The sequence below is a fragment of the Phaeodactylibacter xiamenensis genome (assembly GCF_965229835.1).
Classification (GTDB): Bacteria; Bacteroidota; Bacteroidia; order Chitinophagales; family Saprospiraceae; genus Phaeodactylibacter; species Phaeodactylibacter xiamenensis.
Genome location: NZ_OZ245931.1, coordinates 2,002,170 through 2,024,530, shown reverse-complemented (window position 1 = coordinate 2,024,530; position 22,361 = coordinate 2,002,170). Strand labels below are relative to the sequence as shown.

Here is a 22,361-nt window from a genome sequence, read left to right as displayed (position 1 = left end):
CTCAACCTGATACGGGGGGGCGAAGCTGGAAGCGCCAATGTCTATTCGTAGGGACGGACTTGTCCATACGGGCATATACAGGAAGGCGGCAAACTCTACAACACGATCTAAAGGAGCAGTTCTTTTGCAGTCGGTGTTACAAGCGATAGGATCAGTTAGCAGGAACGCTTGACATAAATGGTTGAGAGGACTATCTTACTTCAAAATTTATGTGTATGAAACTCCAGTACCAAGCGCTTTTTCTCCTCCTATTCTGCTTCGCGGGGCATTCCTCAGCCCAAACCCTGTCAGATTACTTATCGGCACCCGGGCTTCAGATCAATTGTCAGAGGGCTCATTATCTCTCTGGTCATTCCTTTTCCACGGGCTATAGCTTCCTCAAAAAAGAAACCCGATGTGAAGGTATGGAGGTGCTGGTTTTTGTCCACAATAACTATGGAGACTTGGTTTATTTACAGGCAGAGCAGCAAAGGTTGTACCTCATCCAAAGCGATTGTTCCCGGATTTTAGTATTCGATTACGGGCTGCAGCCCGGAGATCAGATAGGCGAAGGAGTTTACGCTCAGGCGGAGGTGCTGGCAAAGTATCCGGTAACCTTACTAAATGGTGAAGAACGAATTCGCTTTGATCTGAATTGGCGAGGTCATAGGGTATCGCGCATAGAGGGGATAGGGGACCTTAATGGGAGTTTGTTCCCTTATGACCCTGGGCATTATCTTGAGGAGTTGATTTGTGCAAAAACGGAAGATGGGCTCCTGTGGCTAAAGGAGGGGGAGTCAGTGTTGTGTGAAACCCTGAGCTGTGTCGGGCCGGTCCTTGATTTTGAAGTGAACGCCAATGGAAGGTACTTAAATATTGACAATAATAGCCGGTATACATCTGATTTTGAGTGGCAATTCGGCGATGGGCAGGGTGGGTCTGAAAGGGCTCCGCGTTATCTATATGAAGAGCCGGGCTGTTACACCCTGTCGGTAAAGGCAACTAACCACTGCTATGAAGGTGAACGGATATGGAAAACTAAAGTACCAGTTTGTATCGGTGATTCATGGGAAACTGATTTTTCAACTGATCTTTTACGCATTAACGGTTACCATTGTTTCGATGATGAATTGGAATTTATCTATGATAATAGTCCATGGGCACCCAAACTTTTCCGGACAACAGATGGTGGAGTAACCTGGAACTTAGTAACCATAGAGGAGCCCGTTGAGGGCTACCGGGGGAAAATAAAGGATTTAGAAATGATGGACGCAACACATGGTGTGTTGACTTGTGTAAGCGAAGCCCCTCCCTTTGGAGAACACCCGATCTCCGGAGTACTAGTGACCCACGATGGCGGACTAACCTGGGAAGAAGTGGAAGGCTTACCAGTTTGGGGGTATGTAATTGAAACTGGCTCTGAAGGAGAAGTATGGGTTACAACATCTGACGGGTTTTACAGGAGCCTGGACTATGGCTTTAATTGGGAAAGGCTTTCTTCTGCGTCAGGGTTCAGTTTTCTTGGTGTTCAATATGTCCACGACTCCTTGTTGGTAAGAAGTAATTATCGTCAGGCAGATGAAGATGGTAATGAATTTCGCTATTTGAGTAAGTCCTATGATAAAGGATTGACCTGGGAGGATACCGTTGCGGTTTCCAATGTTTCAGACTGGTATTTTTTTGACGCGTTATCGGCTTTGGCCCTACACCCTGAAGGCATGGCTTCGACTGATGACGGAGGAGCATCCTGGACTGTTATTCCTCTTGATTTTACGGTTGAGGAATTTACCTTTTTTAACCGGGAAGCAGGTTGGCTGAAAGATCAATCAGGTATCGTCTATTATACTTCAGATGGTCTGCAAATGGTACAAGTCACGCTTTGCAATAAAGAATCCATTTATAGCCTGGAGGCTATTTCAGATTCAGAAGCCATTTTGACGTCCAGAATTCAAGGTCGATTCCACAAAAAATCCTTTGAACTTAACCTGGAGCCACCGGATTGCAACACCGATAATGATCGGGATGGCTACCCAGCTGGCATAGACTGCGATGACAGCAATCCCCAGGTCAACCCCGGCGCTCAGGAAATCCCCAACAACGGTATGGATGAAGACTGCGACGGTTCTGATACCAAACTGACAGCCTGTGCAGACCCCGCCGTTGCCATTACGGTTTATCCCAATCCGGTAGAAGATCAGCTCAGGGTGGACCTGAGGCATCAGCCGGCTTCAATTACGCTGTATGATATGCTGGGGCGGGAACTGCAGGCTGGTAATTATGATGGGAAAGGCATCGTGGAATTAGACTGTACCCGGCTACAGTCCGGCGTTTATCTGCTGATGGTCTCCGGTGAAGGCCGGGGAGATTGTGTTGCGAGGGTGGTCAAATGCTAAAAGGGTACTACCGTATTAAAGCTTCTAAATTAGTGATCCAATGCCTGAAACCACAAAAGAAACTGCAACGCTCCAATTAGATTGGCTGCAACAAGGTTATACCACATTTGCCCATCACGGCCCGGAAGCCCTGAAGGTCGAGCGTCTGGCCCGGGCAGTAGGCAAAAGTAAGTCCTCTTTTTACCATCATTTTGCTGACCCGGAGGGTTTTCAAGAGTCTCTTTTACGCCACCACCTTGAAAAGGCCCGGCTGATTGCCAAAAAGGAAGCGGCCTGCCAGTCGCTGGACGACCTGATTGAGGTGCTGCTGGAGCACAAAACAGACCTGCTCTTCAACCGGCAGTTGCGGGTCCACCGCAGCCATCCGGTGTTTGAGCGATGCTTTGAGGGCACCACCGAACTGACTGTACCGGCGATACTGCCAGTTTGGAAGAAAATTATTGGGCTGGAAGACCAATCTTACCTGGCGGGGCTCGTCCTGCAACTCAGCTTGGAAAACTTCTACATTCAGCTCACCCCGGACACCCTCAACCGGGCCTGGCTGTTGGATTATTTTGTGGGGCTTCAACATCTTGTTCGCTCTTTTCAGGCTCAGAAAACCAACGTTTAGACGGTACCGTCTAAACGGGCTCCGGCGGACCCGCTAACTTGCCGTGGAATCAAAATACGATGTCCATGTCAGTTACTCCAACACCCCGTTACCGTTCCCTTGCTTTCCAAAAGCGTTACCTGAAGTTCACTGCCCTCGTGGTGGGAGCTTTCGGGCCCGTTTTCTTCCTGGGGAGTATGCTTCCTACAGCAGAACCAGCCCGGTGGACGCTCGACCTCCTCAGTTGGCCGCTCGATGGGGACCAAAGCTACGCAGCCGCCACTACCCGTTTCCTTTCCGCCCTGACCGGCGGGTTTCTTCTGGGCTGGGGCGTTACGATCTGGGGGATGTCCGGCCGGCTGTTTGATGCTGCTCCGGAGCCAGTACGGCGGGTGGTGTTGTCCGGAATTTTATCTTGGTTTGTGCTGGACAGTGCCGGCTCTGCGGCTTCCGGGAACGCCTCCAATGTTTTGTTCAATATTTTAGTTTTGCTGTTGGCAGTGGGGCCGTTATGGTGGCGGGCGGAGTCTTGATTGTTTTTCTGATTGAAGAAGAGTCGCTATCAGATTGTTAAATAAAGGATAATGGAAAATTAGGCTGAATACGAGAGGGTTTATAAATAAACCTCCGTATGATGGTAAAGAATCTGTTTGTACTACTGTTACTGGTCTGTTCACTAATGGCACTTCGCAGTCAATCCAGGACCTTCGATGCGGGCCTGGTCGCCGGGCTAAACTTTGCAGAACTCGAGGGAGATGGCATTATGGACTATTTTGGTCCTAACGCCGGGCTGTTGGGTCGTGCCAGGTTGTCTGATCACTTTGAGCTGGGAGTCGAAATACTCTACAGTCAAAATGGGGAGTATGTACTACCTGAGTTTTATCCGCAGGTCCGCTTCGGCAGGGTTCGGTTGCATCATCTTGAGGTGCCCGTTTACCTCAGCAAAACCATAAGCCTGTCAAGGGAGCATAATTACGTTGACCTTCGCTGTGGTTTGGGGCTTGCCTATGCCCGGCTTTTGGGTTTTCATGCTGAAGACTTGTACCGGAATGAACTAAATCCTTATATCCGTTACGAAAATACGGAGGCATTGCTCCTGCAGGCTCATCTGACCTTTCAGCTAAGTCGGCACCTGGGCGTAAACCTCAAGGCTACTTTGCCGGCACGCAGGGAAAGATTGGATTGGACCCTTGCCAGCCGGTTGGTTTATACGCTGGGCTGATGTTCATCGGTCCCGGTTCCGTCACCTCAACCTGCTCCAATGGCCCGCAAGCAACGTTTTTCCCGGTTTTTGTTTTTGCTGAATGGCAGCTTATTTTTCCTCGGTGCCCTGACGGTCTGGCCCTCCGGGCGGTTTTGGCTGACCCTTGTGCATGGGCTGGCGGCCGTTTTTAACGGGGTGGCATTCCTGCAATTCAACCATCCCCGGCGCAAACCCATGCTAAACCTGCTCGTACTCGTCATGAACGTGGCCGTAGCCGGAGCAGTGGCGCTGGACTATCACTGGTCAGGAGCTCAGTACATACAGTACGCCTGGGCTATCGCTGCGATTGTGTCGGTCATAGCCCTGTTTGTTCAGGCCCGGAAAGCGCAAGTCCTGCCGGGGTGACAAACCACTTAAGGGGTTAACCGATACCGAATACCGAATTTTAATCCAATACAATGGTAACGCTCAAGGGCTGCAGCATCGGCATTGGTGTAAGATTGTGGTTCGATGACCGCACTCACGCCGCCCAGTATACTGGTCCGTTGTCCAATGGGTAATACCGCCATCGCCTGCGCCTGAAGGGTGTAGCTGAAGGAAGATTTGTAGCCATCAATATTGGGCCAGATTTGAGGCTCCTGCGCTCCATTGAGCACCATGCCGCTTCTTGACCGCTGCAGTCGTAAGGAGTCCCGGTTGGATTGTTATCGTAGCGCGACAAATAGACAAAGGTCATGGTAATGCCATCCTCAATATCGGCATTCATGGTCAGAACTTCTGCCTGGGCATCACAGGTAGTCAGTGTGCCGATATCCAAATCATCGGCCAGTAAGAGCGCAAGGGTCAGGGCGATAATGGGAAATAGCTTCATTGCTTCATTTTTTACCGTGATTAAGGCGTGCTTCACGCTTAGAGTAGGATTAGTGCGGCAGGTGCTGCATCTTCAACAAAAATATTTTTATGAAAATATTCACCGTTTTCTTTTACGTTGTAAGCTTTATCGCAATCATTGCGGAAGCCTTTCAATATTTTACAGTAGGGTTGGGGCTGGAGTATGTTTTTATGATCCCGCTCATTTTTGTTTCCGGATTATTAAGTGCTTTTTTACCGGCTCTGATTCGCCTGCCAGTGATAGCTACTGCATTGCAGGGGCTGGCCAACTGGTTCATTCTGATGGCAATAGGGATAGGAATGGTTTATGCTTACGTCTATATCCGGGATCAACCTGAAACAATACTGCGGGCTTCTTTTTATATGGAGTCTGGGCTGGATATTGAATTTAGAGCCAATGGAACTTACAAAGCCATAAACAATGGAATGGGGGGCGCGAGTGCCCATTACGGAAGCTATGCCCAATCAGGAGCGTACTTTATTACGGACAACCGTTTGTACCTGGGGCGGTCCCGGCTCAGGGATACACTGATACGGGACTCAAATCAGCTGCACTTCCGGCTGGGGCAACCGTTCAGAGGGATCAATGCTGGAATAATGTGGATTTCGGCAGAAGAGTAATGTTAGAAATGCTGACATAGCATCTCTTAAAGGAGGCCGACTTATTCCAAATTCTGGAACCGCCACTGCCGCCCCGAGCCATCCGTAAAGGAGACGATGCCATACTGACGGTTGAACCAAACCTCACCGGGCCCACTGGCGACCTGATGCATCCATACCTCCTGGAAAATTCGGTTAAAGAGGGTGATTTCCTCAACTGGTGGCGTGAGCTCATCCCGGGGCCAGCTGCGCTGATTGAAAACGGTTTCAAATGTTTTCCGGAATGCGGTTTCGCCCGGGGTTTTGGACCACACTTCCACCCAGTCGCCTACATCCCGGCTGCCCGGGTTAGCCAGGTTGGGCCTCGCCCGCAGGCGAACGATAAATTCCATGTTCAATGCCGCACTGCGCAGGGTGTCGTCGAGGTACTGAGACACATAAGCCGTCCGTACGCCAGTGCTGTCGTCGTAGATATTGTCAACAAAAACATTTATAGAATCCAGGCCAGGAGCCTCTGCATGAATGATCTCAAAGCTCGCTGAAGCACTGTTCTCATCCACAAAAAAGACGGATTCCCGGTCGTGGTAGGCGAGTTGAGTCCGTGTCTCACCGAGAAGGCTGAACTGGCCTAAGTCGAACTGGGTAGGGTAGCTGGTATCAATTTCTCTGAGAAAGCGATTGCCACAGCCAATAACCGTTAGAACACAGATTACAAACAGCAGATAGCCTATTTTTTTCATGAACTCTTTTTTCGGTTTACACTACACGCCCAATTCAGGCACTGCATGCAAAAATAGAAAAAGTCAGACAGTATGCTGTCATAGGATTGTGAGGAGTGTGTATAACAAATTGCACAAAACACAAAGGCAACCCACTGCATTTAAGCCCTATGGCTGCTGGGGTAGAGCTTCCCGCTCTGCTCCAGCTTATCCAGGAGAGGCAAACGGCAAATGCTGGCAAGCTATTCAAAAAGTGCAATTTGTTATGCACACTTGTGAGGATGCGCCAGGTAATCCAATTACGGCCTCGGATAATCCAACCGATCGATCAAGGCGGGCTTGTAATAGCTGTCCAGCCCGGCAACGCTAAGGATACCGGCTTTCTCCAATAGGATGTGGCCATCCTCGGCAATCAGGGCTTCGTCAATGATGACTTCCACCACTTTGCCAATCACGAAGATGGACCCGTTCGCCTTAATATGGTGTTCCTCTGCCAACTCAAGCCCCAATTTGATCGGGCTTTCAGCAACATAGGGAGCAGGGTGGGTATCGGTGTACTGGGTTTTCAGTCCCACGGCTTCAAACTCAGAATGGTCCGGTTCGTACTTGGCGGAAGCCTGATGTGCCTGATGCATCATCTCTTCTGTCACCTGATTGAGAGTGAAGTAGCCCTGTGCCTTGATGTTGTGATAGGTCTGCCGGGGCACGGTCAGTGGGCGCATGATGAAACCCAGGTGAGGGGGCGTGGCCCCTACGTGGGTGATGCTGTTGAACAGCCCCAGATTAGGCACTTTCTTATAGCTCAGCGTGCCCAGCAAATGGCAACTGCGGTAACCGGAAATGGTATTCATGAAATCGCGCCGGTAAAAGCGCTCCATAGCGAGGATGTCCTCCAGAGAAAATTGCTTCTGCATAAATTATTCGCGTAAAGTTGGTGTGCAATGGCTCAAACAGTATGCGGGGCAATAGGTTCGGCACAAAAGAAAACAAATGGCAGGCCTTATTTCCCCACTTTCCGCTGGTAAGCGAAGAGGTCCAGAAAGGCACGGGCGGTTTTAGCGTGAGACAATAACGGGACCCCTTTGCGCCGGTTTTGTCGGGCAATTTTATAAATAATGGACCAGTGCCGGGCCAGATCGCGCAGGGCCGACCAGTAGGTGCCCCGTTGAGGGTCATAAATATGGGTGGGTTCTGAGCAAACGCCGTTGACTTCGATGATTTTTAGGCCTTCACCGGTGAAAAGGCTGTCCAGGCTGCGGCATTTCAGGTCGAACCGGCCGTAGTAAAAGCCATTGATTTGAGTGCTGATGCGGTCAAAAACAGCCACCATGTCTTCGTTGATGAGGTCGTTGCTGTTGATGAAGCGGGTGCCTTTGGCATGGTTGCCCACAATACCCAGGCGGACCTGCTCGCCTGGTCCTGGGACCTTCGCCATCTTATGAGGGTAAAGCGCCTGAATCCGATTCAGCTGAAGCAGGGCCCGTGGGCTTTGTCGTACCAGTTCCAGCACGGTAGATTGTCCGTCCCCCAGCACATGCAAGAACTCCTTGGTGGTCACGGAGGTGATGGCGCCCCTTTTCGCCCCTGGCATTCGGTGATACAACACCCCAACCTCTTCCGGCCAGTCTATGTACTCCTGAGCGATAAATGGAATAGCCCGATAGCCAAGGTGCTGCATCAGAGCGCTGATGTCCTCTACTTTTTGGACCAACAGCCCCCGAAAACCGAGGTCGGGCTTGACAATCAACGGGAAAGTCAGCCCTGCCTCCAGCAGCTGTTCTTCAACCTGGGACTGTGAAATGCCAGCGGGCAGAAAGACGGACTTTGGGCGGTAAGCTTCAGGCAGGAGCTTCAGGGTATCGAATTTGGACTCCATGCCCATACCTGCGGTATAAATGCTGGGGTTAACCGCTGACCAGTAGCACATGTGCCGCGCTTTGATCATAAGCCAGATCAGGTAAGGAGCAATAGGATAGTAAAAGGCTTTAGAAGGCCAGTACTCCCAGTTGCGCAGCTTAATTTTTGCGGTGGTGGACGGCCAAAGCTTCATGGTTAACGGGCAATTGTGCTTTTTTGGTTTGTTGCCGCAGCAGGTCATGGTAGGTAAAGTCCAGCTGCAGCGGCGTAGCTTCGATACTGCTTATACTGACGGTCCGGACGATGTTATTCCGGTTCATCACCACATCGTTTTCCGGGTCGCCTTCCCCGGCTGTGCGGTGCCAGTGGAGGATCGCGCTTTGCTCGAAGGTAGACCGCCCGTCCAGCCATTCGCTAAACCATTGTTCCCGTTTTTGCTGCATCTCCGGGGAGTATAGGGTGGGGGAGGACCAGAGGTGCGGACTGCCGGAATCTTTTTCCTGCACGCTGAGCTGAGTGCCATCCCAGCGGAGGTCGGTTACCTGCTTTTTGTCAACCACCACCATGGTAAAGGGCTCCATGCCTTCGAAGGTATACTGTCGCACAAAGGCATGGAGGGTATCGAAGCTGAAAAAGTCCAGTGCCATAAGCCCCCGGCTGCGGCGGTAAGGAGGTTGGTGTTTATGCTTCAGGAAGGCACCATTAAGTATGCAGACTATGGTTCCGTTGCTGCCTGCAATGACCCAGGTACCCCCGGCGGCAGTATCACGGGGGAAAAGGAGTTGGGTGCCACTTATAGTAGTAGTGTCCAGATTTTCAGGCGACCTGTGCGGGGCTTCGTCCCGGTTGCTCGTGAAAATAAAACAGCCATCGGTTTTTGGAAGATAGGTTACGGTACACATAAGCATTAAGGATAGTAGATCAATACCTCGTCTTTTGCTTTGCGGTCTATGTCGGGCACCTTTACTTCCTCGCCCGGATAGCCTACAGGGATGAGTAAGAATGCGCGCTCGTTTTCGGGCCGCTTTAGTATCGAATGGAGAAAGTTCATGGGGCTTGGCGTATGAGTTACCGCCACAAGGCCGGCATTGTGGATGGCCGTGAGCAAAAAGCCGGCAGCCAGGCCTACGGATTCATTCACATAGTAGTTCTTCTTTTTCTCTCCATCCACCAGGTCGTACGGCTTCTTGAAAATTACAATCAGGTAAGGCGCAATCTCCAGAAAGGGCTTTTTCCAGTCGGTCCCGAAGGGCTGAAGGTCTTCCAGCCACTCTTCTGACATCCGGCCGTTGTAGTTGTCGTACTCCTCCTTCTCAGCGGCTTCCCGGATTTCCTTTTTCAGCTCCGGGTCGGCTACAATACAAAATGACCACGGTTGCTTGTGAGCCCCGGAAGGCGCAGTAGAGGCCGTCATGACGATATTCTCAATGATCTCATAGGGGACCGGCTTGTCGGAAAAGTCCCGAATGGTGCGCCGGCGGTCCATAAACTGATAATACTCCCGGCTGCGGTTGAGCATTTCTGCTTTGGGGTACCGTATGCATTTGTAGTTGATAAAATTATGCTCCGTTGCTGGCATCTTGGTAGGATTTGTGTTGACCTCTTGAACCTCGCTGCAAAAGTAGACATTATTCGGTAAATCCTTCCGAGGGAATGGAGCATTGCCTGAATCATAATCCTTCGCTCGTTTTTAGTCACATTTGAACGGGCTAAAACTCCTATAAATAAACATAATCAATAAATATCGTTTCTTTTTTTGTTATTTTACATGTCACAAAAATATTTTTATAATACATTCTTTTTTGCGATCGTGAAGTATCTTGCAAGTGCAAGTCAGTTATTTATGATTTGACTTGATTAAACAAATATGTACGACCACTGAATCCTTCCCAAAAACGCATTCCTATCCTGATACCGGTTTGAGTATATCTCGACCCATTCAACAGTCAAAGTGCACAGGTTTATTCCGGAGTTCCCCCCACTCTTGAATATCCGAAAGGGCAGCTATTGACGCTTCAAGCACTATTCACTTCAACACGACTTTTATTTGGTCTTTGCTTTGCTGCAAAGCCGCTATTGTAATGTCTTTTCGCAACCGCTGAGTTGTATTTGGCACACCTTCCCCCCCACCGTGCCAAATGTAACAACGCAGCGGAGTCAAGATACAGCCCATGAACATTCATAGTAAGTCGACTGCCCGAAGTGGGTAGTTTTCTGCACGGAGGGACAGTCGACTACCTTTATGACATATTCATTTGGCTGCATTCCTTTTTACCTCGCCGATAGCACTAATGCAGTATTCTTTGCTGTCCGGGGGACCAACTTCAAATTTGGAAGCACCATTTTATAGGAGGAGGCGCAAGGCATCTGTACCGATGTATACGGCGGTCCTTTAAGAACGTTTGTTTCTCCGCCTATCGGTAAATACCTGGCCTCGGGGACGCCCTTTATCCCCCTGGCGTGACCTTCAGGTATGCCCGGTCCCTTGCCCCAATTAACCCAAGCAAGCGTGTAACTCCTCCGTAGGTAGGCCCGTCAGGGCCTACCTTTTTGTTTGCATGCCATGCAAACATTTCCGAAGGGCTGAGATAAGCCCTGGCGCCTAATCGGCGGAAAGCCAATGCGAAGGCAACTGCGCTACTGGCAACGGTAGGGTGGGAAGGACGCTCCAGGCATAATCTTAGTCTATGCTTGTCCTCTGTTGATCGATTATCATCGCATCAGAGCCCTGAGCTTTCCACTTTTGCGTCAACACACAATCACCCAAAACATTTTTTAATCAAAACCCGACTGTAATGATGAAATGGATTAAAACGGGTGCCCTGGCATCTTTGTTTGCCTTAATCACTTTTGCCGCCCAGGCCAACACCGCAGACAACAGCCCAATGCGGCTGCTTTCCAAAGTAATGCCTGAGCAAACCCTGCGCATTCAGCTGGTCAACCTTCAGCAACAAACCGCTACGGTGGAGCTGACCGATATGAACGGTAAGACCCTGCACCGCGACCTGATCAAAAACCACAACGGTTACGCACGAATCTACGACCTCAAAGAGGTGGGAGATGGGCGCTACCTACTGACTGCCAAACAAGGCGATGATGAAGTGATTGTGGTGGTCCGCATTAAAGACGGAACCATTATGACTTCAGACAAGACCCGGAAATAGCCCTGAAATTTAAGCTATGAGGCAGTAGCTGACCATCAAGTCTGATCAGCTACTGCCCACTGAAAACGAATGATAAAGCCTCGCCAACGGAGCGGGGCTTTATTGTTTACACGCGCTCGATGATGGTGGCATAACCTTGTCCCACCCCAATGCACATGGTCACCAAAGCATAGCGCTGCTGCGTTTGCTGAAGCTGAAGGGCTGCGGTTTGCAGCAGGCGGGTACCGGTCATGCCCAGCGGGTGGCCGATGGCGATGGCACCGCCGTTTGGGTTGATGCGCGGGTCATCATCAGCGATGCCCCACTGCCGGGTGCAGGCCAGGGCCTGGGCCGCAAAGGCTTCGTTGAGCTCAATGATATCCATATCGTCCATCGTAAGGCCGGCTTTCGCCAATGCCTGATTGGATGCCCGGACCGGGCCTATGCCCATAATTCGGGGTTCTACGCCCACCACGGCAGAGCTGACAATTCGTGCCATAGGCGTTAAGCTGTATTGCCTGACCCCGTCTTCTGAAGCGACGAGCATGGCTGCTGCGCCGTCGTTGAGCCCACTCGCATTACCAGCGGTAACCGTGCCGCCCTGATCTGCAGGCTTAAAGGCGGTGCGGAGCGTCGACAGCACTTCCAGGGTAGTGCCGGGGCGAATGAATTCGTCTTTGTCAAATAATACCGGGTCTGCCTTGCGCCTTGGTATGGGCACAGGAACGATCTCCTGACCTAATCTTCCTGAAGCCTGTGCGGCCGCTGCTTTTTCCTGCGACCAGGCTGCGAATTGGTCCTGGTCCTCCCGGCTGATCCCGTACTTTCCTACCAGGTTCTCTGCGGTCTGCCCCATGCCGTCCGTACCGTAGGCCGCTTCCATTTTGGGGTTGACAAAGCGCCAGCCAAAGCTGGAGTCGTGCATTTGAGCATCTCTGCCGTAGGGTTTGGAGACTTTTGAAATTACCCAGGGGCCGCGGGTCATATGCTCCACACCACCGGCAATGAACAGGTCGCCGTCGCCCGTTTTTATAGCCCGGTTGGCGTGGATGACGGCTGACATGCCAGAAGCGCAAAGGCGGTTGACGGTTTCGCCGGGCACAGCGTAGGGGAGCCCTGCCAAAAGCAGAGCCATTCGTGCTACGTTTCGGTTGTCTTCTCCGGCCTGATTGGCACAGCCCATAATGACATCAGCGTAAGCCTCTCCGGGAATATCGGGGTGGCGGTCCGTAAGGGCTCTCAGTACGTGCGCTGCCAGGTCATCGGTCCGGATAGGGGACAGGGTGCCAGTGAACTTGCCGATTGGCGTGCGTACGGCATCAATAATGTAAGTTTCTTTCATGGTTAGGGTATTCAGTAATTGGTCACAAAGATCACAGAAGTGTGGAAAAAATCCAGTTATATTCGCCCAATTCTGGCAACGCTGGAGCGAATAATTTGTTTCAACTAAAAAATAAAGAGCAATGCGTAATCTTATTTTGTTGCTGGCCCTTGCCGGCACGGTTTTTGGAATAGGCTGCGGCGGTAGCAATCAGAATGCAGCATCAACATCGGCATCGCCCGTTGAGCAGCAAGAGGAAGCCTGGGCCAAAATGATGGAAGTCCATGATGCTGTGATGCCCAAAATGGCGGATATGAACCGCGTGAGCCGGGAACTTAAAGCCCTGGCTGAAGGGCTGGAAGATAAAACCCAGCTTGAGCTGATCAATAACGCCGTGGAAAACCTGGAAGCGGCCAGTGAAGGCATGATGGCGTGGATGGGCGAGCTACAGCAGCCTAAAAAGCTCCGCGAAGAAAAATCACACGAGGAAATTATGAACTACCTCAATGCGGAGACGGAAGAAATCACACAGGTACAGGAGGATATGCTGAGCAGCCTGGAACAAGGGCAAACCCTGCTGAAGGAACTGCAGGCTGAAACGGCAGCGGAATAACAGGGTGCTTTGTCAGGTAGGAAGGCCTCAGGTGGCTGGCAAGGGCTTTTCGCCCGGTGCCGAGGCACTACACTTAGCTTACCTGGCAAAGCACCGTTTCTCAATAACTAAAAGGACTAATAAACCATGCGCTTCTTGCTATTCACACTTCTCGCATTAACCGTTTTTTCCTGTCAGCAGGAAAATAAGGTGCAGCCGCTGCCGTACCTGGGGCAACACGAAATCAACGGGCAGGATACAATGTACCATACGATTCCAGATTTCGCTTTCGTTGATCAGGACAGCAACCTTGTGACGAATGCGACTTTTGAGGGTAAAATTTACCTCGCGGACTTCTTTTTCATTTCCTGCCCGACTATCTGCCCAAAGGTCAAAAAACAAATGCTGCGCATTTTCGACAAGTACAAAGGCAATGACGAGCTGATGCTGCTGTCCCATACTATTGACCCTAAGCGGGACACAGTAGGCCGCCTGAAAAGCTACGCTCAAAACCTGGGCGTAGATAATGGCCAATGGAGGTTCGTTACCGGAGAGATGGATGAGATTTACGGGATCGCGGATGATTACATGAGCATTGCCAAAGAGGACCCCAACGCGCCCGGCGGCTTTGACCACAGCGGTTGGATTCTCCTGATTGATAAGACAGGCCACATCCGGTCCTATGCCGATGGGACAGACCCTGAAAAAGTAGACCGCCTGCTGACAGACATCGAATGGCTGCTGGCTAACGAGTAGATCCGGGCCCTTCAAAAAATCATGGTGTATTTCTTACAATAACTGACCGTCTTGTTTGACTTTGAGCGGAGAGGGTGTACCTTTGAAATCCTATGGAGGACTGGAAAAAAATAAGTGAGGAATTCACCTTTCGGGGCTGGCGCAATATGATCCGGCGGACGTTTGAGATGCCGGATGGCCGTCATGCTGACTTTGACGTGATTGGAAACAATACCTACGTCACCATCGCCGCATTTACACCCGATAAAGAAGCTATATTGGTAAGGCAGTTCCGCCCGGGCCCTGAAACCACGCTTACCAGTTTCCCTCAGGGCTATGTAGACCCTACGGAGTCTCCGGAAGAAGCCGCCCGCCGGGAGCTTTTGGAGGAAACGGGGTACGAAGCCGATGAAATCCGACTGCTGAAAGAAATCCGCTCTGCTTATTCCACCGAGCGCCACCTCTGCATGATTGCTACGGGCTGCCATAAAGTCGGGCAGCAGCAACTGGACGAAGATGAATTTATAGAGGTGTTCCGGCTTCCGCTTTCTTCCTTCCGCAAACTCCTTAACAACCCGGCAGATACCACTTTCGCTAATGTGGATGCGGGCTACCTTTCCCTGGATTTTTTGGGTTGGTTAAATGCTTAATAGTCCATTGCGGGAGCCTCTATTCCAAATCTCTTCCGAACCGGTTTGGGCCGGTGCCTGAAGGGCCAAATTCCGCCATCCGGCTCAGGTGTGGTGGGCAGTTGTAGTATTTGTTGGGCAGGCCATTTCTCCGGAAATCCCAGCTCAAGGCTTTCTTTGTTGGCCAGTCGGGCCTCAAAGGGACCGAAAAGCTGCTGGAAAGCGATGTAGCGTATGGCTTCAGGTGTGCCGGCGCTCAATTGGGAAAGGGTTTGCCGGATCATGTCACGTTCTAACGGCCTCATAAAAGTAGTATCCTGATCCCTGTACAAGCCTAAAACAGCTGAGGGGGTTTCAAAAAAGTGAATACTGGAGAGCCCTTCCTGATGTGCTGACGAAAATAGCTGGCGTTCACCAGAATGAGCCATTAAAAAAGGCTCTAAGTATTGATCAAAAGCCTGAATGCCCGTTTCCGGATGGGTGAGTGCCATTAAGCCCTGTTCCAGCAATTGTGCCTGAAGTAAGGTATCCTCTTTTTCCGACCGCTGAAGGGCATCCAGCCCCTGGTATACTGCACTTCGCGCCTGCGCATGACTGTCTGCGGAAGTTTCCATCAGATAAGCTTGTGCGCTGAGGTATTTCATTTGGGCCTGGGTATAGTATTGGTTGCTGTGAGGTTGATTAGCCCCGGCTTTCTTTCCCCTGCTTCCTTGCTGATTATTGATTAGTGCAGAGATGCGGTCTGTTTGGGCCAAAACACCGTAGGGTTTCCCATTTTCCAATTCCCACTGCGCCAGTGCCAGCCCGGCTTCAATTTGTATAGCCGTTGAACCTCGCTGCTGAGCCTTTGCTAAAGCGGTCTTTGCTTCTTTAGATGGCTGTTTGTCGGCTAAAAGAGCCTGTCCCAGTAACAAATTGGCTTCGGGGCTTTCCTCAATCTTCAGGGAAGCCTGGCAAGCCTGTACAGCGGCGGTCCAATCTTGTTTGATGGCTAGCAGATGAGCCTGCTGCAAATAGATACCTGAAAGGGGAGGCGCTTCAGAACTCTCCACAATTTCTACGATCTCGGCGGCAGAACGGGCGGCTTTCAGTGCCAGGTCGTACTGATGCCGCTGCTCCTGAATCTCTGATTCCAGAAGCGCAATTTCCGCAGGTATGAGCGGGTCGTCGAAAAAAGGGTAAAGGCGTGCTTTGTCCAGGTGTTCCAATGCGGTATCGTATTGCCCCTCGGCTAAATGGATGCAGGCAGAAAGCTGTTCGTTCAATCCCAGCGCATCGGGGGCAATGGCCATGCGCAAATCTGCAGATTGCTGATTGCACCGGGTAGCGGATTCCAGTTGGCCGAGGTGGAAGTGGTTGCCGGCCATTTTGAAATAGGCCTCTCCCATGTCGTATTTGCGTTGGGGATATTCTTTGATGAATGCAGACAGTGTGGCGTTGGCTTCCTCGTATTGAAGGGCTTTGGCCAGGCTGTCGGCTTTGTGAAGCAGTTCCTGCGGCTGCGCCAGCGCCACGTTGATGCCAAAACAGAGCATCAGGATAAGTGGTGGAAGCAGAGGGAAAGGTTTCAAAGCAGAAGTTGGTCGTTTGATTTGCATACGGCTATCCAACCCTTTGAGCGGGCGGAATATTGTTTGGAACATGAATTAATTATTGCTTGATTACCCGTTGTACCATGCGGCCCATTTCCAGTTCGACAACCACAAAGTAGGTGCCGCCGGGCAAATCTGCCATTTGCACTTCGATGGGGACACCATCGGAAACCCGCCGCTCGAACTGCCGCAATGGGCGGCCGAGCAGGTCTGCCAGCTGAATGTAAGCATCCTGGCTGTAGGGAAGTTTGAAAAGCAGAAACAGGTTTTCCCCCACCGGATTGGGGAATGCGGTGAGGTTGAAATCAGCAATGTCCTCTGTGGTGTTGGCTGGTGGAGTGCTATCGGTAACGTCGACCCAAAGCGTGGCAGACTCGCTACAGCCGGCAGCCGTTTCCACCACTACGCTTACCGGGTAGCGGCCAACTTTGGTGTAGGTATGGCTCGGAGCCGGGAGTTCACTAATGAAGCCATTGCCGAAATTCCAGCGCCAACTGACAATATCCAGGTCATTCGCTACGGTCTCAAAGCCTACCACGCCTGTTTCTGTGGCGAGGTCTACCGCTGCATCAGAGACCAGTATGTCCACGTTTCCGGCAGAGGTACTGTTGCTGACCGGCACGGAGACACTGCTGCGTTCACAAAAGTAATCATAGCTGATCGACCAGTCGTAGAAATAATAATACAGCCCTGTGCTGTCGGTAGCGCCGGTAATTTGTACGACCTGTTCTTCTGCTACAGGAAAAGCCACTTCACCACTGTAGTACTGTAGTGGGGCACCGGCCAGGAGCAGCAACTTATAGCCTTCTCCCTCAGGGATCTCAAAGTTAAGCTCAATCGTATGAATACCAGGCTCATCTATTTGAATGATTTGTGTCTTATAAGTATCATTGGGGCCGGTCAGGCGTAGCATTCTGCCGCCGGGCTGAGCAGTCCGTACGGTGATGGTGTGCAGGGTGAAGGGATGGAAGGCATCAAAAATCAGCCCTTCCTGCGCGTTACTTTCATGGGGTGCACTGTCGGAAATATCTGGCGTTTGCAGCTGTGCTCTGATCTTTGCCTCCAAATAAACTTCCTGGCTGCTCTGCACGTCATTCAGTTGCAATACCGGCCCTTCACCGAGTAATTGACCGCCCTCGGGGGCATCAAACCAATTGAAGTCCGCTTCCCCATCAAAGTCTGCCCGCAGCAGTGCACTGCCGCCCTGGCACACGGCCGCTGCACCTTCGAGTTGTACAGGAACAGGGGCCTTGTCCAGGATCGTTACTTCTGTTTTTTGCCGGTTATCGAGATAGCGCAGGTCGTTTTGCTGATTGGCGAGGGTCAGTTCCACATCAAAGGTGTAATTGCCGGCGGGAGCTTCTAGTGCCGGCAGGCTGATCCAGGCCCGTTCGCCGGGGAGGAGTTGTCCTTCCCAGTTGTGGAGAAGGCTTTGACTGCCCAGGCCACCCGCTATTTCGAGGCTTGAGATGGTGTCAGAGCCATTGTTTTCCACCAGGATACGCGTGGAGAGGGTGTTGCTGCAATAGTAGTCAGACTGCTCCACGCGAAGGAGCGCCACATCATTAGTCGACTGTACCGGTGGCGTAGGGGTGTGGCCCCGCTGAATGAGGTATTCATAAGCCGCAGGCAGACTGATCACGCCCATTCCATAATTATTATCTTCTCCGGGTATACCCAAATCAGTACAGGTATAGTAAAGGGCAAGCATCAGGGCTTCACCTGAAAGATTCGGGAAGGCTTCTTTGAGCAGGAGCAGGGCGCCACTCACGTGAGGTGCCGCCATAGAGGTGCCGCCCAGTGTGCCGTATTCACCACCGGCCAGGGCAGAGCGTACGGCTACGCCTGGTGCGGATACCTCAGGCTTGATCAGCAGGCTGCCTTCCCCTCCGCAAACGGTGGGGCCACGGCTGGAAAAGTCGGCAACAGGCAGGTTCGGGGAATTACCGTTGATAGCACCTACGGAAAACATGCGTACCGTGTCCCAGTTTTCCATTGGCGGGTCCCCGATGGTGAGCGGGTCGGGCCCTTCATTGCTGGCAGAGAATACAACGGCAATACCAGCAGCATATACCGCATCGGTCATCTGTCTTTGTATGGGATCGCCACAATCACTTTGAACCGGATAATCCCGGCTCCAGGAATTGTTGATCACATCAGGGCGGTCACTGATAGTGGCCGGGTTGCCATCAGGGTCCATCGCCCATTCGAAAATCTCAATGGCATCCAGGGCCGTACCGGCGGAGGAGGCACAGTCTGATGTGGAACTGCCCTGCCAGAGTGCACCAAAGGCAACACCGATCGTATCCCGCGCTACGCGGTCAATACCGGTTATCGTGCCGCCAACGTGGGTGCCATGATTGCCGCAATAGTAGGGGCGGTCTCCATTAGCCCAGGCCTGGGACATCGGCATTTGCTGATAAGCGAAATTGTGCCCGATTGCCGGATGGTCGATGTCATGACCGGTATCCACCACAAGCACTTTACGACCGTAGCCGGTATAGCCCAGGCTCCACATGTAAGGGGCACCGATCACTTCCAGCCCGGGCTCAATGCCATTGGGCGAAGGAGGTGCCGGCGCACTGTCGCAGGCATCAGGAAAGGCCATCTTCCAGTTAATGTCCATCCATTCCACAGCAGGAAGCTGACTGATAGCAGCTGCGCCTTCCAGGTTAACCTCACAGGCGATAAGATTGACAATCCAAAACTGCCGGGCTTTCTGTAAGCGTACACCCGGTAGGCTGGACAAGGTCTCCAAAAAAGAAGGCTGTATGGTATGGGCACTTTCCTTAAGTGCGCTGATGATAATCTGGCCGCGGTCTTTAACCGGAGTAGCCTTGGCTTTGAACCGGGCTTCTATAGCGGGTAAATCTGCCTGATCACTAAGCAGGATTTGTACCGTATGGTAGTCTTCCGGGGCGCTTTCCAATGCTTGCTGAAGTGCAGGGGCAACCGTCTCAAGGTTGAGTTCCTGAGCAGTTAAACTGACGTGGAACAGCGCTAGGCTGCTGAGCAGTAGAAACAATTGGCGCATTGGATCAGTGTTTATGAGCTGGGAGCGTCCGGGCGTTAACCCGTTCACCCTTTCCGCTCCCAATTTACTAAAATCATTTGGCTTTGACAATCCGGTGCACAGACCGTTTGCCGGCCATTTCCACAATAATCAGGTACGTCCCGGCCGGATAGGGGCTCAGCGGCAGGGTGACGGTTTCGGATGGGGCGATATCCTGCGTGATTTGCTGCAAGGGCCGCCCCAGTACATCAGTAAGGGTGATCTGCACGTTCCGGAATGCGCCTCCCTGGAGTTGCAGGTTAATCTGCTCCTTCGCCGGGTTAGGAAACAGGAGTAGCTCGGGGGCTTCATCCAGGACTGAAGTAGATACGGGAGGCGTACTGTCAATAACGACAATTCTACGGGTAGCTGCATTGGTACATCCTTCGGTGGTTGTGGCTGTTAGCCCCACGGTGTAGATGCCCGTTGCATCGTAAGTATGGGTAACAGATGCACCGTTGGCCTCTGCTCCATCCCCAAAGTACCAGTTCCAGTTGGTGTACCCGTCCGTCAATACTGAGAAGTTTACTGCTCCGGAAACCGCAAGGTCCACGGTATCCAGGCTGTTGCTAATCGCCGGTGCACTGCCTGTACTGTCAGCACTCACCGGAATCTCCAATGCACTGCGGCCACAGCGCTCTTGGTAGCTGATTTCCCAATCATAGAAGTAGAAGTAGGCGGAGCCGCCCATAGTGGAGGAAGTAATGGAGACTACGCCTGGCAAGGTCATCGGGTAACCCTGGAAACCACCACTGTTGAGCATCAGGGGTTTACCCGCATTCAGACGCAGAATGTACCCTTCTCCCGGTGTAACGCTGAGATTAAGGTCAATCCGTTGTTCCCCGGCTTCCGTCACGTTGACAATCCTGGTAGTGACAGAGCCATCCGGTTTGACCAGCTGCAACAAGCGGCCTCCGGTTTCCTCCGCATAGACTTTCACCGACCGTAGGGTAAAGGGGTAAAAAGCGTTGAACCGGAGTCCCCGGGACTGATTAGAAAACTGAGTATTCGTTCCGGAGTTATCCGGCCGGCCTACTTTTCGGATAGGAGAGGTCTCCGCATAAATCGTGCCCGATGCAGTGAGGTCTTCAAGCAGGAAAGGCGATCCGCTGCCCAAGGTAGCATTACTAGTTGGGGAAGAATGCCAGGTGATATCGGCGTTGCCATCGGTCAGGACCTGAAGCAAGGCATGGCCACCTGTGCATACGGAGTCGCCGATTAGCGTGGCCGGAGATACATCTTCTTCGAGAACGGTCACTGTGGTTTTCATGAAGTTGTCTTCGGGCCGCTCGTCCACCTGTCCGTTAGCAGAGACAATACCCATGACCGTCTCGTAAGTGCCTTCCGGCATATTTATAGCGGGAAGTTCCAGCGTCTGGATTTCGCCGGGAGGCAGCAGGCCGCCCCATTCGTACGTTTGTACCGGGCCATTCCCCACCTGATATTCCAAAACCAGCTCCTGAAGGGTGTCAGGGCCAGCATAGGAAATAACTGCTTCCAGGCTGATGGTATTTCCGCAATTGTACTCCGGGGTGTTGATCCGTAGTATCCGTGCATTATGATCAAAGGAGCGTGGGAGCTCCGGGATATGCCCTTCATCGATGAGGTATTGATAAGCGGCAGGCAAATTGATAATGCCCATGCCGTAATCGTTGTCTTCGCCTTCCGGGCCAAGGTCTGTTGCGGAGAAATAAAGCGCCAGCATCAGATCCTCGCCGGTGAGGTAGGGAAAAGCCTCTTTGAGCAGCAAAATGGCTCCTGAAACGTGTGGTGCGGCCATGGAAGTCCCTGACAGAAAGGAGTACTCACCCCCTACATAAGCTGACCGTACTGTGGAACCCGGAGCAGATACCTCCGGCTTGATGAGCAGAGAGCCAGTGCCGCCACAGATGGATGGGCCACGGCTGGAGCCGCTGGAAATGGTCAGGCTCGGGTTGTTGGCATTGAGATTGCCCACCGAGAACAGCCGTACCAGGTCCCAGTTATTGAATTTCGGCGGGGTGATGGTTTCCGGGCTGGGCCCATCATTGCCGGCAGAGAAGACGACCGCAATGCCGGCTGCATAGAGGGCATCATAGGTTTCGAATACGCCATCAGCATCACAAAAGGTGGAGCCGCTGCGCCAGGAGTTGTTGATGACATCCGGGATATCATCGGTGGTAGCCGGGTTGCCATCTGGGTTCAGAGCCCATTGAAACATACCGGTAATACCTGCGGTGCTCGTATTGTTATCACAGCTGCCACTCAGAGCGATACCGCTCATCCACTTGGCTTCGTAGGCTACCCCTATGGTGTCGTTGGTAAGGCGGTCGAGCCCCAGGATTGTGCCGGCCACATGGGTGCCGTGCCCATTGCAATCTATCACATCTTCGCCTACAAAACTGGAGCTTTGGCTCTGCAGGTGGTAGAGGAACTGATTGGTTAGCGCAGGGTGGTCGGGCTCTGTACCGGTGTCTACGATGAGCGCCCGGGTGCCATAGCCGGTATAGCCCATCGCCCAAAGCGCCGGAGCTCCGATGGCTTCCAGGCCTGGTTCTGTGCCATTGGGAGCTGGTGGTGCGGGCATCGGGGCGCTTTCGGTTTCAATCCATTCCACTGGTGCGTCATATCCCACGGATGCTACCTCTGGCAGTTCACTTACCTCATATATTGCTGTACGGGAGCCTTCAAAGAAGACCATATTGGTAATCCAGTAAGGCTGTAAACTGCCAGCCGATATTCCTTTGATGCTGCGCAGTTGCTCCAGAACACCGGGCTGAGTGGAGGCTGCTTTGTCCATAAGGGTTTGGACCACGATTCGGGCACGCTCGTCAACCGGCAGCTGACGGGCCCGAAAGTCGGCTTCCAGCGCCCGGATGTCTACCCGGTCTTTTAGCAGCGCATAGGCTTTGTAGGACGGTTTATCCTGCTTCAGGAGCACCTCCTGGAAGTCGATGGTGATTTTATTCCATTGTTGTGCCGGGAGCAAAGTGGCCAGGCAAAGGAGTGCCACGATACAGGCACGGATTTTCCATACTAAATCCATTGTAAGATAGTTTACTTGTGTACGAAACAACTTGAGGGTG

The 22,361-nt window shown here is 52.1% G+C and carries 20 protein-coding genes; 10 read left to right on the top strand and 10 right to left on the bottom strand.

Features of this window, described 5'->3' with window-relative positions:
- Positions 1-215 precede the first annotated feature (215 nt).
- From ACO08I_RS07465 to ACO08I_RS07445, 5 genes are all read left to right on the top strand, one after another.
- Entirely contained in the window at positions 216-2,372 is a 2,157-nt protein-coding gene (locus tag ACO08I_RS07465; protein WP_421948945.1) for a T9SS type A sorting domain-containing protein, read from the top strand.
- A 40-nt stretch (positions 2,373-2,412) separates the two neighbouring features.
- Positions 2,413-2,982 carry a TetR/AcrR family transcriptional regulator gene (locus ACO08I_RS07460; protein WP_421948944.1) on the top strand — a complete coding sequence of 190 codons (570 nt, stop codon included), beginning with the start codon at positions 2,413-2,415 and terminating at the stop codon, positions 2,980-2,982.
- A gap of 65 nt (positions 2,983-3,047) precedes the next feature.
- The gene (locus tag ACO08I_RS07455; RefSeq protein WP_421948943.1) at positions 3,048-3,494 is read left to right on the top strand and encodes a hypothetical protein; all 447 of its coding nucleotides are present in this window, start codon (positions 3,048-3,050) and stop codon (positions 3,492-3,494) included.
- A gap of 98 nt (positions 3,495-3,592) precedes the next feature.
- Positions 3,593-4,183, top strand: a complete 591-nt coding sequence (locus tag ACO08I_RS07450; RefSeq protein ID WP_282779716.1) for a hypothetical protein — start codon at positions 3,593-3,595, stop codon at positions 4,181-4,183.
- A gap of 39 nt (positions 4,184-4,222) precedes the next feature.
- On the top strand, positions 4,223-4,570 hold the full coding sequence (locus ACO08I_RS07445; RefSeq protein ID WP_421948942.1) for a hypothetical protein: 348 nt from the start codon (positions 4,223-4,225) through the stop codon (positions 4,568-4,570).
- A gap of 115 nt (positions 4,571-4,685) precedes the next feature.
- Here ACO08I_RS07445 and ACO08I_RS07440 read toward each other — a convergent pair whose 3' ends face one another.
- The gene (locus ACO08I_RS07440; protein WP_421948941.1) at positions 4,686-5,036 is read right to left on the bottom strand and encodes a hypothetical protein; all 351 of its coding nucleotides are present in this window, start codon (positions 5,034-5,036) and stop codon (positions 4,686-4,688) included.
- A gap of 89 nt (positions 5,037-5,125) precedes the next feature.
- On the opposite strand from ACO08I_RS07440, the gene ACO08I_RS07435 reads away from it, so the two are divergent.
- Entirely contained in the window at positions 5,126-5,677 is a 552-nt protein-coding gene (locus tag ACO08I_RS07435; RefSeq protein WP_282779723.1) for a hypothetical protein, read from the top strand.
- Positions 5,678-5,718: 41 nt separating this feature from the next.
- Here the strand turns inward: ACO08I_RS07435 and ACO08I_RS07430 are convergent, their stop codons facing one another.
- From ACO08I_RS07430 to ACO08I_RS07410, 5 genes are all read right to left on the bottom strand, one after another.
- Positions 5,719-6,396 carry a hypothetical protein gene (locus ACO08I_RS07430; RefSeq protein WP_282779725.1) on the bottom strand — a complete coding sequence of 226 codons (678 nt, stop codon included), beginning with the start codon at positions 6,394-6,396 and terminating at the stop codon, positions 5,719-5,721.
- A gap of 278 nt (positions 6,397-6,674) precedes the next feature.
- A complete protein-coding gene (locus tag ACO08I_RS07425; protein WP_282779727.1) occupies positions 6,675-7,289 on the bottom strand; it encodes a flavin reductase family protein in 615 nt (204 codons plus the stop codon).
- 86 nt (positions 7,290-7,375) lie between these two features.
- Positions 7,376-8,425: a hypothetical protein gene (locus ACO08I_RS07420; protein ID WP_421948940.1), complete on the bottom strand. Its 1,050-nt coding sequence runs from the start codon at positions 8,423-8,425 to the stop codon at positions 7,376-7,378.
- On the bottom strand, positions 8,391-9,134 hold the full coding sequence (locus tag ACO08I_RS07415; protein ID WP_421948939.1) for an NRDE family protein: 744 nt from the start codon (positions 9,132-9,134) through the stop codon (positions 8,391-8,393). Before ACO08I_RS07415 ends, ACO08I_RS07420 begins: the two co-directional genes overlap by 35 nt.
- Positions 9,135-9,139: 5 nt before the next feature.
- Entirely contained in the window at positions 9,140-9,811 is a 672-nt protein-coding gene (locus tag ACO08I_RS07410) for a nitroreductase family protein (protein ID WP_044229524.1), read from the bottom strand.
- 1,216 nt (positions 9,812-11,027) lie between these two features.
- On the opposite strand from ACO08I_RS07410, the gene ACO08I_RS07405 reads away from it, so the two are divergent.
- Positions 11,028-11,396 carry a hypothetical protein gene (locus tag ACO08I_RS07405; protein WP_421948938.1) on the top strand — a complete coding sequence of 123 codons (369 nt, stop codon included), beginning with the start codon at positions 11,028-11,030 and terminating at the stop codon, positions 11,394-11,396.
- 106 nt (positions 11,397-11,502) lie between these two features.
- On the opposite strand, the gene pcaF is transcribed toward ACO08I_RS07405, so the two are convergent.
- Complete coding sequence (gene pcaF, locus ACO08I_RS07400; RefSeq protein ID WP_421948937.1) at positions 11,503-12,717, bottom strand: 3-oxoadipyl-CoA thiolase; 1,215 nt, start codon at positions 12,715-12,717, stop codon at positions 11,503-11,505.
- Between the two features lie 121 nt (positions 12,718-12,838).
- Here pcaF and ACO08I_RS07395 point away from each other — a divergent pair, with 121 nt between their 5' ends.
- The 3 genes from ACO08I_RS07395 (at position 12,839) to ACO08I_RS07385 (ending at position 14,673) form a co-directional block, all read left to right on the top strand.
- Complete coding sequence (locus tag ACO08I_RS07395) at positions 12,839-13,309, top strand: hypothetical protein (RefSeq protein WP_282779749.1); 471 nt, start codon at positions 12,839-12,841, stop codon at positions 13,307-13,309.
- A gap of 126 nt (positions 13,310-13,435) precedes the next feature.
- Positions 13,436-14,044, top strand: coding sequence for an SCO family protein (locus tag ACO08I_RS07390; protein ID WP_282779751.1), 609 nt, complete (start codon positions 13,436-13,438; stop codon positions 14,042-14,044).
- 92 nt (positions 14,045-14,136) lie between these two features.
- The gene (locus tag ACO08I_RS07385; protein ID WP_282779753.1) at positions 14,137-14,673 is read left to right on the top strand and encodes an NUDIX hydrolase; all 537 of its coding nucleotides are present in this window, start codon (positions 14,137-14,139) and stop codon (positions 14,671-14,673) included.
- Here ACO08I_RS07385 and ACO08I_RS07380 read toward each other — a convergent pair.
- The 3 genes from ACO08I_RS07380 to ACO08I_RS07370 form a co-directional block, all read right to left on the bottom strand.
- Positions 14,670-16,295 (bottom strand): tetratricopeptide repeat protein, encoded by a 1,626-nt coding sequence (locus tag ACO08I_RS07380; protein ID WP_421948936.1) that lies wholly within the window; start codon positions 16,293-16,295, stop codon positions 14,670-14,672. The two genes, ACO08I_RS07385 and ACO08I_RS07380, sit on opposite strands and share 4 nt — an antisense overlap.
- 7 nt (positions 16,296-16,302) lie before the next feature.
- Entirely contained in the window at positions 16,303-19,278 is a 2,976-nt protein-coding gene (locus ACO08I_RS07375; protein ID WP_421948935.1) for a S8 family serine peptidase, read from the bottom strand.
- 73 nt (positions 19,279-19,351) lie between these two features.
- On the bottom strand, positions 19,352-22,321 hold the full coding sequence (locus ACO08I_RS07370; RefSeq protein WP_421948934.1) for a S8 family serine peptidase: 2,970 nt from the start codon (positions 22,319-22,321) through the stop codon (positions 19,352-19,354).
- Positions 22,322-22,361 lie beyond the last annotated feature (40 nt).

Coding starts and splice junctions, on each gene's coding strand:
- ACO08I_RS07465 (WP_421948945.1), top strand. CDS start 216: ATGAAACTCCAGTACCAAGCGCTTTTTCTCCTCCTATTCTGCTTCGCG.
- ACO08I_RS07460 (WP_421948944.1), top strand. CDS start 2,413: ATGCCTGAAACCACAAAAGAAACTGCAACGCTCCAATTAGATTGGCTG.
- ACO08I_RS07455 (WP_421948943.1), top strand. CDS start 3,048: ATGTCAGTTACTCCAACACCCCGTTACCGTTCCCTTGCTTTCCAAAAG.
- ACO08I_RS07450 (WP_282779716.1), top strand. CDS start 3,593: ATGATGGTAAAGAATCTGTTTGTACTACTGTTACTGGTCTGTTCACTA.
- ACO08I_RS07445 (WP_421948942.1), top strand. CDS start 4,223: ATGGCCCGCAAGCAACGTTTTTCCCGGTTTTTGTTTTTGCTGAATGGC.
- ACO08I_RS07440 (WP_421948941.1), bottom strand. CDS start 5,036: ATGAAGCTATTTCCCATTATCGCCCTGACCCTTGCGCTCTTACTGGCC.
- ACO08I_RS07435 (WP_282779723.1), top strand. CDS start 5,126: ATGAAAATATTCACCGTTTTCTTTTACGTTGTAAGCTTTATCGCAATC.
- ACO08I_RS07430 (WP_282779725.1), bottom strand. CDS start 6,396: ATGAAAAAAATAGGCTATCTGCTGTTTGTAATCTGTGTTCTAACGGTT.
- ACO08I_RS07425 (WP_282779727.1), bottom strand. CDS start 7,289: ATGCAGAAGCAATTTTCTCTGGAGGACATCCTCGCTATGGAGCGCTTT.
- ACO08I_RS07420 (WP_421948940.1), bottom strand. CDS start 8,425: ATGAAGCTTTGGCCGTCCACCACCGCAAAAATTAAGCTGCGCAACTGG.
- ACO08I_RS07415 (WP_421948939.1), bottom strand. CDS start 9,134: ATGTGTACCGTAACCTATCTTCCAAAAACCGATGGCTGTTTTATTTTC.
- ACO08I_RS07410 (WP_044229524.1), bottom strand. CDS start 9,811: ATGCCAGCAACGGAGCATAATTTTATCAACTACAAATGCATACGGTAC.
- ACO08I_RS07405 (WP_421948938.1), top strand. CDS start 11,028: ATGATGAAATGGATTAAAACGGGTGCCCTGGCATCTTTGTTTGCCTTA.
- pcaF (WP_421948937.1), bottom strand. CDS start 12,717: ATGAAAGAAACTTACATTATTGATGCCGTACGCACGCCAATCGGCAAG.
- ACO08I_RS07395 (WP_282779749.1), top strand. CDS start 12,839: ATGCGTAATCTTATTTTGTTGCTGGCCCTTGCCGGCACGGTTTTTGGA.
- ACO08I_RS07390 (WP_282779751.1), top strand. CDS start 13,436: ATGCGCTTCTTGCTATTCACACTTCTCGCATTAACCGTTTTTTCCTGT.
- ACO08I_RS07385 (WP_282779753.1), top strand. CDS start 14,137: ATGGAGGACTGGAAAAAAATAAGTGAGGAATTCACCTTTCGGGGCTGG.
- ACO08I_RS07380 (WP_421948936.1), bottom strand. CDS start 16,295: ATGTTCCAAACAATATTCCGCCCGCTCAAAGGGTTGGATAGCCGTATG.
- ACO08I_RS07375 (WP_421948935.1), bottom strand. CDS start 19,278: ATGCGCCAATTGTTTCTACTGCTCAGCAGCCTAGCGCTGTTCCACGTC.
- ACO08I_RS07370 (WP_421948934.1), bottom strand. CDS start 22,321: ATGGATTTAGTATGGAAAATCCGTGCCTGTATCGTGGCACTCCTTTGC.